Annotated in this window: 17 protein-coding genes and 1 rRNA gene; 4 read left to right on the forward strand and 14 right to left on the reverse strand. The window is 41.7% G+C overall.

All coding sequences use genetic code 11. From position 1 onward, the window contains the following. Positions 1-139 precede the first annotated feature (139 nt). Positions 140-1,672 (reverse strand): 16S ribosomal RNA (locus ACXAC4_RS15810). A gap of 578 nt (positions 1,673-2,250) precedes the next feature. On the opposite strand from ACXAC4_RS15810, the gene ACXAC4_RS15815 reads away from it, so the two are divergent. After that, on the forward strand, positions 2,251-2,724 hold the full coding sequence (locus ACXAC4_RS15815; RefSeq protein WP_475163251.1) for an RNA recognition motif domain-containing protein: 474 nt from the start codon (positions 2,251-2,253) through the stop codon (positions 2,722-2,724). On the opposite strand, the gene murI is transcribed toward ACXAC4_RS15815, so the two are convergent. Further along, the gene (gene murI, locus ACXAC4_RS15820) at positions 2,721-3,491 is read right to left on the reverse strand and encodes a glutamate racemase (RefSeq protein ID WP_475163256.1); all 771 of its coding nucleotides are present in this window, start codon (positions 3,489-3,491) and stop codon (positions 2,721-2,723) included. The genes ACXAC4_RS15815 and murI overlap by 4 nt on opposite strands. Positions 3,492-3,552: 61 nt before the next feature. Further along, a complete protein-coding gene (locus ACXAC4_RS15825; protein ID WP_475163260.1) occupies positions 3,553-4,653 on the reverse strand; it encodes a DUF5610 domain-containing protein in 1,101 nt (366 codons plus the stop codon). Positions 4,654-4,833: 180 nt separating this feature from the next. Here ACXAC4_RS15825 and trmA point away from each other — a divergent pair, with 180 nt between their 5' ends. Continuing rightward, the gene (gene trmA, locus ACXAC4_RS15830) at positions 4,834-5,931 is read left to right on the forward strand and encodes a tRNA (uridine(54)-C5)-methyltransferase TrmA (RefSeq protein WP_475163265.1); all 1,098 of its coding nucleotides are present in this window, start codon (positions 4,834-4,836) and stop codon (positions 5,929-5,931) included. A gap of 5 nt (positions 5,932-5,936) precedes the next feature. Here trmA and ACXAC4_RS15835 read toward each other — a convergent pair whose 3' ends face one another. The 5 genes from ACXAC4_RS15835 to ccoG form a co-directional block, all read right to left on the reverse strand. Continuing rightward, a complete protein-coding gene (locus ACXAC4_RS15835; RefSeq protein ID WP_475163269.1) occupies positions 5,937-6,401 on the reverse strand; it encodes a 2-thiouracil desulfurase family protein in 465 nt (154 codons plus the stop codon). A 57-nt stretch (positions 6,402-6,458) separates the two neighbouring features. Continuing rightward, positions 6,459-7,088, reverse strand: a complete 630-nt coding sequence (locus ACXAC4_RS15840) for a thiol:disulfide interchange protein DsbA/DsbL (RefSeq protein ID WP_475163272.1) — start codon at positions 7,086-7,088, stop codon at positions 6,459-6,461. Positions 7,089-7,101: 13 nt separating this feature from the next. Continuing rightward, positions 7,102-7,731: a thiol:disulfide interchange protein DsbA/DsbL gene (locus ACXAC4_RS15845; protein WP_475163276.1), complete on the reverse strand. Its 630-nt coding sequence runs from the start codon at positions 7,729-7,731 to the stop codon at positions 7,102-7,104. A gap of 16 nt (positions 7,732-7,747) precedes the next feature. After that, positions 7,748-8,722 carry a serine/threonine protein kinase gene (locus ACXAC4_RS15850; RefSeq protein WP_475163279.1) on the reverse strand — a complete coding sequence of 325 codons (975 nt, stop codon included), beginning with the start codon at positions 8,720-8,722 and terminating at the stop codon, positions 7,748-7,750. A 68-nt stretch (positions 8,723-8,790) separates the two neighbouring features. After that, positions 8,791-10,215 (reverse strand): cytochrome c oxidase accessory protein CcoG, encoded by a 1,425-nt coding sequence (gene ccoG, locus ACXAC4_RS15855; protein ID WP_475163281.1) that lies wholly within the window; start codon positions 10,213-10,215, stop codon positions 8,791-8,793. A 235-nt stretch (positions 10,216-10,450) separates the two neighbouring features. On the opposite strand from ccoG, the gene ACXAC4_RS15860 reads away from it, so the two are divergent. Beyond that, positions 10,451-10,810, forward strand: coding sequence for a hypothetical protein (locus ACXAC4_RS15860; protein ID WP_138477870.1), 360 nt, complete (start codon positions 10,451-10,453; stop codon positions 10,808-10,810). Continuing rightward, positions 10,810-11,019, forward strand: a complete 210-nt coding sequence (locus ACXAC4_RS15865; RefSeq protein WP_475163286.1) for a hypothetical protein — start codon at positions 10,810-10,812, stop codon at positions 11,017-11,019. The genes ACXAC4_RS15860 and ACXAC4_RS15865 overlap by 1 nt, the downstream gene beginning before the upstream one ends. A 33-nt stretch (positions 11,020-11,052) precedes the next feature. On the opposite strand, the gene ACXAC4_RS15870 is transcribed toward ACXAC4_RS15865, so the two are convergent. From ACXAC4_RS15870 to gspJ, 6 genes are read right to left on the reverse strand one after another with little or no spacing between them, the layout of a single operon-like run. Continuing rightward, positions 11,053-11,631, reverse strand: coding sequence for a UPF0149 family protein (locus tag ACXAC4_RS15870; protein WP_475163290.1), 579 nt, complete (start codon positions 11,629-11,631; stop codon positions 11,053-11,055). Then, positions 11,631-12,389: a type II secretion system protein N gene (locus ACXAC4_RS15875; RefSeq protein WP_475163293.1), complete on the reverse strand. Its 759-nt coding sequence runs from the start codon at positions 12,387-12,389 to the stop codon at positions 11,631-11,633. Before ACXAC4_RS15875 ends, ACXAC4_RS15870 begins: the two co-directional genes overlap by 1 nt. 1 nt (position 12,390) lies before the next feature. Next, positions 12,391-12,864 (reverse strand): type II secretion system protein GspM, encoded by a 474-nt coding sequence (gene gspM, locus ACXAC4_RS15880; protein WP_475163294.1) that lies wholly within the window; start codon positions 12,862-12,864, stop codon positions 12,391-12,393. Continuing rightward, positions 12,861-14,066 carry a type II secretion system protein GspL gene (gene gspL / locus ACXAC4_RS15885; protein ID WP_475163297.1) on the reverse strand — a complete coding sequence of 402 codons (1,206 nt, stop codon included), beginning with the start codon at positions 14,064-14,066 and terminating at the stop codon, positions 12,861-12,863. Before gspL ends, gspM begins: the two co-directional genes overlap by 4 nt. Next, positions 14,063-15,064 (reverse strand): type II secretion system minor pseudopilin GspK, encoded by a 1,002-nt coding sequence (gene gspK, locus ACXAC4_RS15890; RefSeq protein WP_421964861.1) that lies wholly within the window; start codon positions 15,062-15,064, stop codon positions 14,063-14,065. The genes gspL and gspK overlap by 4 nt, the downstream gene beginning before the upstream one ends. Beyond that, positions 15,061-15,750: a type II secretion system minor pseudopilin GspJ gene (gene gspJ, locus ACXAC4_RS15895; protein WP_421964862.1), complete on the reverse strand. Its 690-nt coding sequence runs from the start codon at positions 15,748-15,750 to the stop codon at positions 15,061-15,063. Before gspJ ends, gspK begins: the two co-directional genes overlap by 4 nt. Position 15,751 lies beyond the last annotated feature (1 nt).

The raw sequence follows: 15,751 nt of genomic DNA on the forward strand, positions 1-15,751 counted from the left end.
TTGAAAACTCTTTTTAGAATTTCTTCTAAAAGAATTAATTATCAGCTTTTCCAAATTTTTAAAGAGCAATATTAATTAGCTATAAAGCTAACTAACAATCATCTGTGTGGACACTACGAACAAATCTGTTCTAAATCGTTAAGGAGGTGATCCAGCCCCAGGTTCCCCTAGGGCTACCTTGTTACGACTTCACCCCAGTCATGAATCACTCCGTGGTAAGCGCCCTCCCTAAGGTTAAGCTACCTACTTCTGGAGCAACCCACTCCCATGGTGTGACGGGCGGTGTGTACAAGGCCCGGGAACGTATTCACCGCGGCATTCTGATCCGCGATTACTAGCGATTCCGACTTCATGGAGTCGAGTTGCAGACTCCAATCCGGACTACGACGCACTTTAAGTGATTCGCTAACTCTCGCGAGCTTGCAGCACTCTGTATGCGCCATTGTAGCACGTGTGTAGCCCTACACGTAAGGGCCATGATGACTTGACGTCGTCCCCACCTTCCTCCGGTTTATCACCGGCAGTCTCCTTAGAGTTCCCGACCGAATCGCTGGCAACTAAGGATAGGGGTTGCGCTCGTTGCGGGACTTAACCCAACATCTCACAACACGAGCTGACGACAGCCATGCAGCACCTGTATCAGAGTTCCCGAAGGCACCAAACCATCTCTGGTAAGTTCTCTGTATGTCAAGTGTAGGTAAGGTTCTTCGCGTTGCATCGAATTAAACCACATGCTCCACCGCTTGTGCGGGCCCCCGTCAATTCATTTGAGTTTTAACCTTGCGGCCGTACTCCCCAGGCGGTCTACTTAATGCGTTAGCTTTGGAAAAGTTGTCCGAAGACCCCAGCTCCTAGTAGACATCGTTTACGGCGTGGACTACCGGGGTATCTAATCCCGTTTGCTCCCCACGCTTTCGTACATGAGCGTCAGTATTGACCCAGGTGGCTGCCTTCGCCATCGGTATTCCTTCAGATCTCTACGCATTTCACCGCTACACCTGAAATTCTACCACCCTCTATCATACTCTAGTTTGCCAGTTCGAAATGCAGTTCCCAGGTTGAGCCCGGGGCTTTCACATCTCGCTTAACAAACCGCCTGCGTACGCTTTACGCCCAGTAATTCCGATTAACGCTCGCACCCTCCGTATTACCGCGGCTGCTGGCACGGAGTTAGCCGGTGCTTCTTCTGTAAGTAACGTCACAGCTAGCAGGTATTAACTACTAACCTTTCCTCCTTACTGAAAGTGCTTTACAACCCTAAGGCCTTCTTCACACACGCGGCATGGCTGCATCAGGCTTGCGCCCATTGTGCAATATTCCCCACTGCTGCCTCCCGTAGGAGTCTGGACCGTGTCTCAGTTCCAGTGTGGCTGATCATCCTCTCAAACCAGCTAGGGATCGTCGCCTTGGTGAGCCATTACCTCACCAACTAGCTAATCCCACTTGGGCTAATCTAAGGGCGAGAGCCGAAGCCCCCTTTGGTCCGTAGACGTTATGCGGTATTAGCAGTCGTTTCCAACTGTTGTCCCCCACCCTAAGGCATATTCCCAAGCATTACTCACCCGTCCGCCGCTCGTCATCTTCTAGCAAGCTAGAAATGTTACCGCTCGACTTGCATGTGTTAGGCCTGCCGCCAGCGTTCAATCTGAGCCATGATCAAACTCTTCAATTAAAAGTTTTTGAATCCTAAGATTCGTGCTCAATGAATTCTGTATAAATTGACTATATAGTCACTCATAAGAAATTGAGACTCTAAATTTTTTTGCTCCTGAATCAAGAGCTGTTAGAACTCAATCTGTACGAGTGCCCACACAGATGATTGCTTCATATTTTTAAAGAACGGTGTAACTAACGCTTGGTTAGTTACCGCAGCCTTGCTGCGAAGTGGAGCGCCATAATAACGGCTTCACTTTTTATGTCAACACTTAATTTTAAAAAGTTATTTAAGATTAAGTTTTATTTGACTCGACATCGTTTTGATTTGCTTTTCAGCGTCTCGCCCCGTGTCAGTGGGTGCGCATTATAGGGAGAAATTAAAAGTGCGCAACCCCTTTTTTCAATTAATTTTAAGAAATGTGTTCAACCGCTCAAAAAGAGAACAAAAAAGACTTGTTAGAATAAAAAACGCTCTATTTACCAACTTTGAATAGCTAATTTCTCTTTTTAATTATTGCTTAAACATTTTAAGACGCTAAGATAGCAGCTCGTTTGTTAAATTATTGTATACTCATTGTATATTGGTAGATCCTTATGAACCCAACTCAACAAAAGTCTCTTTTTATTGTTTTAGCAATTGCGATAATCGGCTATTTTGCAGCTAATGCTCTTCTTGCAGACTCTTCTCTTAATCTTGGTGCTACTTTTTCTATTGGCACACTCATCGGTGGTTTCATTGCAACTGTTATGTCGACAAGTAATGCAACCACACAATCTGATAATGCTGAAGTAAAAACAAAAACGCTTTATGTAGGTAACTTACCTTACAAGGCAAATGAAAGTGTCGTTCGAGAACTTTTTTCTGAACAAGGCCGTGTATTCAACGTTCGTTTATTAAAAGATAAAAATACAGGTAAACGTCGTGGTTTTGGTTTTGTGGAAATGGCAGAAGCTGATGCAGATAAAGCCATTGCAGCATTGAATGAAAAAGAGTTCCAACAACGTACGTTGAAGGTTAGAGCTGCAAAACAAAAACCAGAGACACCTGAAGAAGCTGTTGCAAGTTAAAGATATAAACTTTTCACATCGTACCCTGTATTAACAGGGACCTCATTTAAAGCCGTTGCATAAAACTGTAGCGGCTTTTTTATTTCTATTTTACCTATACTGCCAGATAATAAGTGCTGAACTCTTTTTGCTATTGCAGTTCCGGAGTCGATTAATACACACTGCGTCTGATAAAACCCTGCTATTTCATACTTCAATATTGGAAAATGTGTGCACCCTAAAATCAGAACATCAGCTTGATTATCGACCTTAATAGCTGATAGCTCCTTATTAACACCCTCTCGTACATCTTCATTTAACCAAAACTTACGCTCTGCTAGCCTTACCAACTCTGTTGAATGGTAGAAACTTACTTGGCAATCACTAGCAAACTCACTCACTAAAGATTGCGTATACTGATTATTTGAAGTAGCAGGCGTTGCCAATAAAGCAATATGCTTTCTAATACTAATTTGTGCAGCAGGCTTTATTGCAGGTACCACGCCAACAATCGGAATTTGAGTAAACTGGCGAATATGTGCCAGTGCGTAAGTTGAAGCTGTATTGCAAGCGATCACTATTAAGTCAACTTCCCCAAAAAAATTTGAAGATATTTTATTAACGAGACTTGCCAGTCTATTTTGAATTGTTTCTTCAGTCTGAAGACCGTAGGGCAGTAAAGCATTATCCATTATGTAGGTATAGTCTGCCCCTGGTAGGGTATTTTGGATATGTGTTAGGACACTGGTCCCACCAATACCTGAATCAAAAACTAAAATGTGCGGCAAACTAAGACTCCTCTGTATAGAGGTGCAAGTTTGCCCGAGCCTATATAACTTGCCAAGTCACTTAAGCTGATTTCTCTGACTTATTATCAAGTTGATTGAAGAAGCCTTGCGCATAATCTAAAAGCTGAGCCATTCTTGCTTGTCCATCGTTCATCCAAGCCATGATATCTGGCAATTGCTGCTCAATGCCTAATGCTTTACCTTCTGAATGAATACTCTCTAATTGTTTATCTAGAGGTTGAAACGCTTGTTCTAACTCTTTTATGGGGTTGGCTTGTTGATATTGTGCAATTGCAGCGGTTGTTTTTGTCTGACGCAAATCCATCGTGAAGTTGGTAATTTGATCGCTCTCTATATTTAATGCCGATGCTTTTTCAAATGCATCGTCATATTCACCAGAGAAAAATGAATCACTGACATTGCGAATGTCTTTCATCATTTCATTTATGGCTTTTTGCTCTTCTTTATTAAGCTCGCCATTCACACTAATTGAAAAACTGACTTCCTCACTCGATTGCTCTGAAACAGCCAAACCATAATTATCACCGTTTTGAGCATAGCTGGCTGCTTGACCTTTTGAACGAGCATCACTCAGTGAAATAGTTACTTCATCGCCCTCTGCAGTTGTAAAACTATATTCTGCTTGATTCGACAAACTTGCATACTGTGCTGCACTGACCTGCATATAAGCAGGTTTAGGGTTAAATAACTCTTCTTCAAAATCATCGAGTCCTTTGAAAATGCCTTCTCGGGATTTTTCTATACCCTCTTCAATATCATCATTAAAAAGCGCACTTTCTTTTAACTCCGAAGTGGCTTCATCAATGCCCATTTGGACACCTTTTCGTGCAGCACCCAACATATCTTTTAAAGTGTCGTCATCTTTACCATCTGCTTTTGCTTTGTTCACTGCACCTTTGACAAAGTCGAGCACATTTTTAACGATAGCTTCGAAATCAAATAATGGTTTTTTCTCTTTCTCTGGCTTTTCAATGCCTAAAGCTTCTGCCAATTTATCATCTAATAATTTAGCTGCTATTTTACTCTTATCACCATGATAGCTATCTGGGTTTAAATGCATGGTCGGCTTAAAGGCAGCTTTATTGTTCGCCTTATTTGCCATAGCAGGATTAAGAAGCTGGTTAAGTTGTCCAATTTTCATGTTCTGTCTCCCAGAAATAATGGTAACCAAGCATATGCTCGGTTATTTTCTGCTTATCGGCAAAAATTAATGACCCTTGAGTGTTTAGTATAAAAAAACAACAAATTTTAGCGAGAAACTGGACAAATCACCTATGCCCCCTACAATAGCCGCTCTCGAATTTGTAAGGTCAGTTTAACTATGCCAGTCATCACTATTGATACCGCCACTTATGAACAGCAGCTTGCTGAAAAGCAAACGCGTATTAGTGCTCAATTTGCTCGCTTTAACGCACCAGAGCTTGAAGTCTTTGACTCAGCAAAAACGCAATACCGTCAACGTGCTGAGTTTAGAGTATGGCACGATGGTGACGATCTCTACCACATTATGTTTGACCAAGAGAGCAAACAAAAAATTCGCGTGGAAACATTTGACCCTGCCGCGCCGCTTATTAGTGAAATCATGCAAGTTATGATGGAGAAGTTACGTCATAACGAGATACTTCGCCGTAAGCTTTTCCAAATCGATTACTTATCGACGCTAAGTGGTGAGATCCTGGTAAGCCTGCTTTATCACAAACAGCTTGATGATGAATGGTTAGCAGCAATTAATGCATTACGTTCTGAACTTCAGAAAACCTATAAGATTGACTTTATTGGTCGCGCTCGCAAACAAAAGATTGTTTTAGGCAATGATTTTGTTACAGAGCAGTTGACTGTAAATGGCCAAACGTATCAGTACCAACAAGTTGAAAATAGCTTTACGCAGCCAAATGCGAAAGTAAATGAGAAAATGCTGGAATGGGCGCAAGACCTTTGTGCGCCACTGGAGAATGATTTACTTGAGCTATATTGTGGTAACGGTAACTTCTCAATTGCTTTAGCCGGTAGCTTTAATAAAGTGCTAGCGACTGAAATCTCTAAATCTTCGGTAAACTCGGCACAAATTAATATTGCAGCGAATAAGGTTAAGAACTTAGATATTGTTCGCATGTCGAGTGAAGAGTTTACGCAAGCGATGAAAGGTGAACGTCAATTCTCAAGATTAAATGGCATTAACCTTCAAGACTACAACTGCCAGACTATTTTGGTTGACCCACCACGTGCTGGCATGGATGAACTCACTTGTCGTTTGGTGTCTAACTACGACAACATCATTTATATTTCATGTAACCCAGACACACTAGAGCGTGATTTAGACATGCTATGCAAAACACACTCTGTATCTCGCATTGCGATTTTCGACCAGTTCCCATATACACATCATGTGGAGTCTGGTGTATTTTTACAGCGTAAATAATCCCGCTAATTCTTTTCAGCAATTGCCAGAGCAGTGACTAACTGTGGCAATTGCTCTTCACTAAAAACCTGTATACCAGCTTTAACGAGCTTTTCTGCAGTTAAACCCATTCCAACCACTTTAATTCCCTTATGCGACCCATCGTAAATAGTATTTCGACCACATGAAGGGCTAGATTCTTTCAACAACGCAAATTTAATTTGCTGCGCTTTACATAATGCGAGTGCTTTTTCAGCACCTAACTGAAATTCACTGGTGACATCCTCACCTGTAGTCGTGATCACCTTTTCGGCATTGATCTCTGCAGGCGGTCTGGGGGTTGGTAAGCCACCCGCAACTTCAGGGCAAAATGCAACAACTCGCTTTTCTTGCAACCACCGAGTCAGAATATCATTTGTTAGTCCTTTAGATTGCCCATCATAACGGACGGGTTGTCCGAGTAAGCAACTTGAAACCAAAATTTTATGCATGTCTTTTCCAATAAAAAAGCCTCGCAAGTGCGAGGCTCTGTTCTAACTCATAATTAATTATTTAGCAGCTAAATAATTAATTAATGCACTGATCTGCTCTGGAGTCGTCGTTTTTGACTCACGTAAACGCAGTTTATATTTACCATTTACGATAAACGTAGGCACGCCTGTAAGCGCACGCTTTTCAGACCACTTTTGTTGCATACGCGCCATTCTCGAAGTCTTAGTACGTACAGCAAAGCTTTTGTACATTTTATCAAACTTAGTAGCGTCTACGCCTTGTGCAACGAAGATGTCTTTCATATCCGCCAGTTCATTGATCTTATTACGCTTACCATGAATATGCGTAAAAATTGCAGCAATGATTTTATCTTTTTGAGGAAGCACTTCAGCAAGAGCTAAGCCTTGAGCCATAATCTTTTGTACTTCAGGGTCACGAGGGCCTGTGAAGTCTACGTGGCTCTTTTTAAACTTTACACCTTCATTCAGTTTAGGTTTTACCTGAGCGATCAAAGGTTCAAACGCATTACATGCAGGGCAGAAAAATGAGAAGTACTCTGTCACTTCAGGTTTCTTAGTACCACGCTCGGCAACCACTTCGTAGTGAACACCTTCTTCAAACTGAGCTGCGTTTGCAACTACAGGCAGCATGAGTGCCAGCGCAGCGGCTTTAATTAGCTTTAACATCTTATTCTCCGTATTATTTTGCTAATAAATGTTTAACCAATGCGTTGAATTGCTCTTGGCTCTTTAAACTGTTGGTATTTACTTTGTATTTATCACTCACGATAAATGTAGGCACGCCAGATAGTGCGCCCGCTTTTGAAAAACGATTTTGGTCGTCTTGCATCAGCTTTTCAGCCGCAATCACAGGCATACTTGCTAGTGCAGCATCAAACTGCTTTTCGCTGATACCATTAAGATCCAGTAGCTTTTTCACATCTTTAATGTCATTCAATGGCGCTTTTTTTACATGGATACTGTCGAAGATTTTAGCTGCAATTTCATCACCTTTGCCCATTTGCTTTGCAACGATATAGGCATAGCTTAAATTACTTTGTACTTGCGCAGGCAAACCACCTAAAAAGTTCACATGGCTTTTTTCAAATACAGCGCCTTCTGGCAAGCTTTGCTCTAATGCTTTAGCAACTGGTTCAAAACGGAAGCAATGCGGGCAGTAAAATGAGAAAAACTCAGTCACTTTTGCTTGCTCACTTTTTTGGGTGGTTAAAGTTTGGTAGTGCACACCTTCTTTAAAATCAAATTCTGCAGCCATGGCTAACAACGGCAAACAGAAAAATAGAATGGATAGTTTTAACGCTTTTAACATAGTTATTTCTCAATTTTTATGGAAACAGTTGTAATGCAGGTTCTTGTAACGCTGCAAGCTGTTCTTTCAATGCTAAGATCTGCTGCTCCCAGTATTTGTCTGTTGCAAACCAAGAAAAGTTCCGTGTAAATGCAGGATCTTCCCACCTGGCAGCTAACCACCCCATGTAATGCACCATTCGCATCGCACGTAGCGGTTCTATCAGTTGCAGCTCTTTTGCATCAAAAGAGTTAAATTCTTCGTACCCCATCAATAGTGTATCGAGCTGAATTAACTGCTCGTTTTTATCACCATTAAGCATCATCCATAAATCTTGGATTGCAGGGCCTGAGCGACAATCATCTAAATCCACTAAGGTCAGTGAATCGCCTGTGCAGAGAATATTGCCAGCATGTGCATCACCATGCAAACGAATAGGCTTATCGACATGATACATTTGCACTGTTTGCGAAATAACCTGTTCTAAAATAGTGTAAAACGCGGTTTCTAGATGTATAGGTACAAGCTTACTATTTTCAATAACTTCCTTGGCATCGAATAAGTAGCTCTGAGTATTAATACTCAGCCTATGCTGGAATGGTTTACTCTTACCAACTAGGTGAAGTCGTCCGATATAACGGCCAAGCATTTCAAGCTGATCTAAATTGTCGATTTCAAACTGGCGTCCACCGACACTTGGAAAAAGCGCAAATTTGTAGCCAGCATGTTCGAATAAGCTTTCGCCAGCTATTTCGACTGGCGCGACAATAGGCACTTCTTCATTAGCAAGTTCAAGCGCAAAAGCATGCTCTTCTTTTATTTGCGCCTCAGTCCAGCGTTCGGGACGATAAAACTTAGTGACATAACGCTTACCGTCTTCGGCTTTAAACTGATAAACGCGATTTTCATAACTGTTCAAAGGTAGCAAGCCTGTTTCAGGGTAAACCCCAATGCTTTCTATGGCATCCAAGATACGATCTGGATTTAAATTCGCAAAACTAAACTCGCTCATGTATTCCTCATTTGGCATAAAAAAAGCGGGGAATACCCGCTTTTGCTTGGTTTAATTAGTGTATCTAATTATTTGCCTTTAAAGAAGTTGGTAGGCTGTGATAATGATACTGTCGGGTCGCCTTTCACTTGAACTCTAAAGTGGAATTCAGTCACTGGCTTTTTAAGGTCATAAGGGTCAATGATCACAGAAAGTGGCACATTCATCGATTCACCCGCTTGAACTTCAATCGCCAGTTTGCCCAGCACATTAAAGTTATTTAGCCCCTCAACCGCAATGTCGTATTGTTGTGTTTGCTGGGTTTTATTGATGACTTTTAGGGTGTAAGTGTTTTCAACTAAACCATCGAAATTGACTCGATAAAGCTGATTTCTATCACGAATAATATCGAGTTCCATTGGCTTACGCATGGCAACATTAACGACTAGGGCAGCAATTAACACTGTCATGATTAATAAGTAACCTGCCAGCTTGCCACGGAATGCTTTGGTTTTATTATCTGGTGTTTCAAGGTTGCGCTCTGTGGTGTAAGAAATTAAACCTCGAGGATAATTCATTTTATCCATCACCCCATCACACGCATCTATACATGCACCACAGTTGATACACTCATATTGCAAGCCATTACGAATATCGATGCCTGTAGGACATACCTGAACACACAGATTACAGTCGATACAGTCACCCAACCCCATTTCTTTGGGATCTTGTTTACGAGAGCGAGGACCACGTGACTCACCGCGTTTCGCGTCATAGCTAACTGTAAAGGTGTCTTTATCGAACATGGCAGATTGAAAACGTGAATAAGGACACATATGTAAGCACATAATCTCCCTCATCCAGCCTGCATTACCGTATGTACACGCCGTAAACACTAAGATACTGATAACTGCATAACTTCCTGCGCTCCAGGTCAGTAAATCTGGCACTAATTCACGTATTGGAGTGAAAAATCCAACAAAGCTAATGGCGGTCCACAAAGAGAATAAAATCCAACTACTATGCTTTGCCGTTTTTCGCCAAAACTTATCAAAGTCCATTTTTCGACTATCGAGTTTTTTACGTTGATTAGCGCTGCCTTCAAACTTCTCTTCAAACCACAAGAAAATAAAAGTCCAAACGGTTTGCGGGCAAGTGTAACCACACCAAACACGACCATAAAACGTGGTCACCACAAACAGTGCAAATGCAGCGATCATAAGAAAAAATGCCAGCACCGTTAAATCTTGTGGCATCAAGGTTAACCCGAAAATATTAAACTTTTGCTCAAAGAGATCAAAATAAACGGCTTGATGACCCTCAAAATTAATCCATGGCATGAGCATAAACGCCAACATACCAATAAAACCTAAGCGCTTACGAAGTTGCTGGTGTAGCCCCTTAACTGCACGCACATAAATACGGTTACGAGGGTTAAACCTATCAGGCTGGAGCTCCGGCTTTTGTATTTTTACATCGCTCGGAATGTTTTTTACTTTTATTTGTTTGTCCATCTCGGCTCCTCATGGCTGTGATCGACAGGTACTTGCTACAGTGACCTTTTTATCTATAAGGATATTATATGCAAGCAAATTCAAGCTGGGTACAATTGGTTCAGAAATTATTGAATTTTCCTTAACCAGGGACGCGCTTATGCAGTGTTTATAACTTAATCACTTGCTTTTGAAAGCCCCATTTTATTACACTCTGAATTGTTTCCTCCTGTTTAGATCAATATTACGGTATCCAATGAAAAAGTTTTTGTTGCTTGTTGTTGTCATTTTGGCACTTTTTACTATCGAACATCCGGCTATTAAAGAGCCAAGAGAAGCACTATTAGGCGAAGGTGTGAGCTTACTGAGTGAACAAAGCAAAGTAGCGAGAAGCACTTCAGCTAAAATCGCCAGAACACAAATTTCGCAAAAACTAGAGTTAGATGAAACCGAATTAGAATATTTAAATGATGCGTTAGGTACTGATGATAAATTAAAGGCCTTCCACCTTCGTTACTGCAAAGAAAACGATCTTAATCTCTATTTTTATGGTAATAAGCTAAATGAGATCTGTAGAATTGCTGGCGAATCTATTTTTGAAGGAAAATCGTTGTAATGAAGCTAGATATTGATGCTTTTAATAAAAAGCGTGCCGCAGCATTTAACCAGCACAAAAATATACTTAAAAAACTGAGCAAAGGGCAAACCTTGTTATGCGAACAATGCGACAAGCCTCTGCTATTAGATCTAAATGGACAAGATAAGAATAAAGGTTTGGTAAGTTGTGCAAAAGGCTGCACAAGTATTGAATTAGAGCTGGGGTAAGTGCTCGCTTACCCAACAGTAGACTCTCGGGTTTTAGCCCTCTTCATCATACAAGCCACTCTCAACAGCGGCGTTTTCTACTAATTGCACATAAGCCATGGCAAATTCGTTCGCAATTGCATGTTGCTGATGACAAAAGCTATTTAGCTCAACATTATTAGCATCACAGTAAGCAGCAATTTGTGATTGCTCTAGAGCGAAGAAACCCAGTTGCTCTGTGCTACTGATCAATGCTTGTTTAAGCTCATCATTTAAAACTGCACTATTAATTAGCTCAGCATAAAAGTGCTCAATGCCCGCTAAAAAGCCTTGGCTCCATTGTTGTAGTTCTACAAAAGCTGATGACGCATAAGGCAACTGGAACTGGCCCGCAAAGACACGCTCGCTGATATCGTGATGCATTGCCATTAAAGCAAAAACATGCTCTTCTGCAATTTGCTCATCACCGCCACTGACGATCGTTAGCCACTGCTCCATTTCAATACCTGCTGGGCTGCAAATAATTGCAAACAGGTAGCCTTCACAAACAGCATAAGGCAGAGCCTGCTCTGTGCTAGATAAATAATCGATGAGCAACGTCTTATGTTGCTCTGTAAACGAAAACTCTAACATTACAAGTTCACCGGATAACGGCCCTGTGCATCAGGGCGCCCTAAGAATTTAACCGCATCATGTACTTCTTTCGGTAATGAGGCATCTGGCTTTACGTTACCAGCAACTTTAAATTGAAAGTTGTTTCCTAAAAGTACATCTGCCTGTAAACCCAATAGATTATCAGGCTGAACTACCGCAGCTAGATCACCCGACTTACAGTTTAAATCGGCGCCCAGCTCACCAATTGAGAACCAACCAGTTAGCCCTTCAACACGAACATTTGGGCTAAATACATCGCCTTTAATTTGCTGACAGTAAGGTTTGCCACTTTCAAACTCATCAATGTTAAAAATCACGCGACCCGTTGCCTTAACAGGTAATGGGAGGTTTAACTGTCCCATTAGCTGTTCAACTTCAAAACGCAGTACAGCATCTTTCAAGCTCGCTTGTTGGTCTAACAATGAAAGACTGAAATGGCTTTTTCCTGACATTTCTTCGCTCGCTCTCGGGTTACCCCAAGTTAAATCACCAGCAAGGTTGCCTGTTAGTAAAGCGATAGGCTCTAACTGCCAACGAACATTGAAAACCTGAACCTTATTGACGCGAACTTCACTGACTTGCCCCTGCCATATTGAGCCGCTCAAATTGCCAAAAGCCACATTTTTAGGCAAGTAACCCTGTGCGACTTGCACCGCAACTGATGCGGGCAGCTGAGATAAAGCAAAAGCCAAAAACGAGAAAATAAATAACAGAACTAAATAAACTTTTTGCTTCATACTACTTCTCTAACACCAATCGACTTACACGCACAAAGCCTGTGTCTTCACCTTGTGAAATATCTAGGTTTGCCACAGTGACACCATGTTGGTGTACCAGTTCGTCAAGCCAACCAACTAATTTATTAAATTCAACGTTTTCGATATTTACACGAAGACTGTCATTGTTTGGTTGCATCTGACTGATAACAATGCCATATCGGCCTCGACTGCGGTTCACTAATTGCGATAAATTGCCTGAAGCAGTGCGAGCTGAGTTACCAGCTGCTTTTAACTTGCCAATGCTTTGCTCAACAAATACTTGAAAGTTTTGCTCACGCTTTAGTTTTTGCTCAGCTTCAGCAACTGCCTTATTGAGTGGCTTTAATACTCCCATCACTAAAACGAAAACAATAAAAACAACACCCGCGATGATAAGTAAACGTTGCTCTTGCTCTTTTAGCGAGCCCCAGTAGTTGATTGCTTGTTGTTTCATACATCACCTCGCAATCTAATTTCACCAATAACAGCATCACCATCGTTATTTAATGAACCTTGCTGCACTGTTAAACCTTTTTGCTCAAGAATCGTTTTAACTTGACCAAACACTTGAAAGTCTTTGGCTTTTACACGAATACGCAATTCATTACGTTTATGGTCATAGCGTAAAGTCTCAGGCTGGAAATCTTTGACTTGGCTATAAACTGACACAAACTTGTCTGCCAAATCTAAGAAGCCACCTTGTTTGGTCGCAGAAATGGCTTTTAATTCACCTTCAATTTGACGTCTAAGTAGCGCTTCGCGTACTCGTTTATTTGGAAATGCTTGTTGATAAGTTGCAACTGCTTCTGCTCTTACTTTTTCGGCCTGATCTTTCAGTTGTACAACTTGAATGCCTTGAACAACCACAAAACCAAACAACGCCACTGATGCTGCAATTAAGCCTGACTGCCAATCTTTCCACCATTGTGGCGTACTTTTCTTTGCGGCAAAGATGCCTTGGCGTAAATTGAATGCTGTGCTGGTTAAATTTTTAGCCAATAATGCAAGCGGCAGTTCATATTCTGCCTCTTTTGCCACCTTAGGCGCCACCTCTGGCAAGGCATCAGCAGGACTATAATGAGAAATTTTTTCGACCGCTAGCGCATGCAAGTAATCAGCCCCCCAGCTTGGCTCAATCACACATGCATGCCACTGCCCTAAGCGACATAACCATTGACCATCAAGCTCTACAACAGCAAGTTCACTTTCTGCCTGCTCTGGCAGTAATAGAGCATCTGGCAGAACTTGCTTCGCGAAAATCTGATACTCATCTAAAGCTGCAAATAACTCAGCAAGTAAAGTTCGATCACATAAGGCTATATTAATGGTCGGTTTATCATCTTTAACGCTCGGCTCACCTATTGCGATGAATACATCATCAACATCACAAGCCAGTTGCTCTTCCAACATAAATGGCAGTGCTTGTTCTAGTTTTCTATTCCACTTTGTTGGTAGTTCAATGGTTTTTAACTGCACCATTGATGCAGAAAGCAATACGCTAGTTTCTCTACCTTGCGCTTTCTCTGTTAACTCAGCTAAATCTGATAGTTGTTTGTACTCACCACTGGCAATAATTTGCTGGTCGGTTGAGTAGACCAACCAATGTATAGCCTGTTTGGCGGATTGATCAATACGGATCAATAATTTTTCTGTCACTGTACGCCTCCAAATTTTCGCGCCAGTATGCTCGCTTGACCTTCTTTTATTTGAATAATTGAGGTCATTGTGAAAAGCCGTTCATCGAACATGGCTTTTGCGCGCAACTTGAAATAGTCACTATTTACGGTAAATAGATCGGTTACTTGCTTAATATTCTGAGCCCCTTGGGCGGTGGCTTCAGAAAGAAAATCTTCCACTTTGTCATACCCCTGCTCTGGACGTGCAGAGATGATACTTTGTGCATCTGATTCACTTAATCCATCGATTAGTGCACTCAGTAATAATGCTTGTTCTGGCAAAATGGTATTCACGTTAATTTTTAATTCTTCACTACCAGGGATAACACATACATAAGGGAGCAACTTTTCCATAACTAACGGGTTAAAGCCTCTGATCACACGTAATTCAGACACTGACGCAAATGCGTTATTTGCGGTTAAATAAGGTGTACGCAACGACATATATTCGTCTTCTTCTGCACCCGAGCGAAACGTGATGCTATCGGCGTCAAGCCAATCATATACACTGTCAGCCAAGGTTTCTTCACTCTCATCTGAAGGCAAGTCTTCTATGTTCTTCAACAGCTCTAAAAAGGCTTTATGCGCTGGATTCGTATCATTAATACTGGCATTTTGTGCCTTTGGTGCGCGCAGCGCGTTTAAGTTTAAACACGCTTGAAGATCGGTCACTTGCCCACTTAAGGTTCCATGGTCTACTGGGAAAGGAGTTTCTTCTAACGCCCAAGGTTGGCCTAAATGCACCTTCTCAGGGTCTTTTTTCTTGCTTTCTATCAGGACTTTTTTCACCAGCTCTTCTGCACCATAGCTATACCATTTTGCTTGCTGATGAGTTTGAATATTTTGTGCTCGCTGAACTTGGATCATTAAATTCGTGGCCATTTCAGCAGCAATAACGGCTGCAAGCGCGACAATAAACAAGACAATGATCAGTGCTGCGCCTTGTTGCTGGCCATGCTTATAGGTTAACTGGTTCATGGGCCAGTTCTCCCACTACCAGTGTTATTGCCGTTATTTGTGTTTGATGTACTGCTTGCCACTTTGCCATCACCCGGCGTGAGGAAAAAACGCGTGATAGGCTCCATTTCTTGCATTTTAATGGTTACAGAAACCGCTAAAGGCAGCGCTTTCTTTTCCCAATTTTCTTGCCATTTTTGTTTGTCGTCTAAGAATTCAAACTTTAAGTCTTCAATATTCTCTAGTATGACTTGGCTGCGAGGTTCTGTACCATCTAGTTGATCTACATAAACACGATAAAGACGCTCTAATTTATCATCAACCACACGATAACCCACAGCTTGCAACTCAGAGCGAGGCAATAGACTAATTGGATTTGTCCAGCCGTCGCGTACAAACGCGATGCCATCATATTGACTATCTAAATTGTAACGACCATGAAGAATATAACTCGGTGTAAAGTCGCCCGCTTCATTACGCGTTTCACGCTTGGTCATTTGGTTAAAATCTTGGTCCATCAAGCGAAAAGTCGTATTGAGCGCGTCTAATTCTGCAATCACTTCTTCAGAGCCTTGTTTAGCCTGAATCGTTGAATTTAATATCTGGTGAGTCGCCAACACCACAAAGCCGAGAATACCCAGGGCAATCATGACCTCAAGTAAAGTGAAACCACGCTGACGGTTTTTCTGAGGATAAGTAAATCGCATC

It is taken from the genome of Pseudoalteromonas sp. AWM4_233, assembly GCF_056158285.1.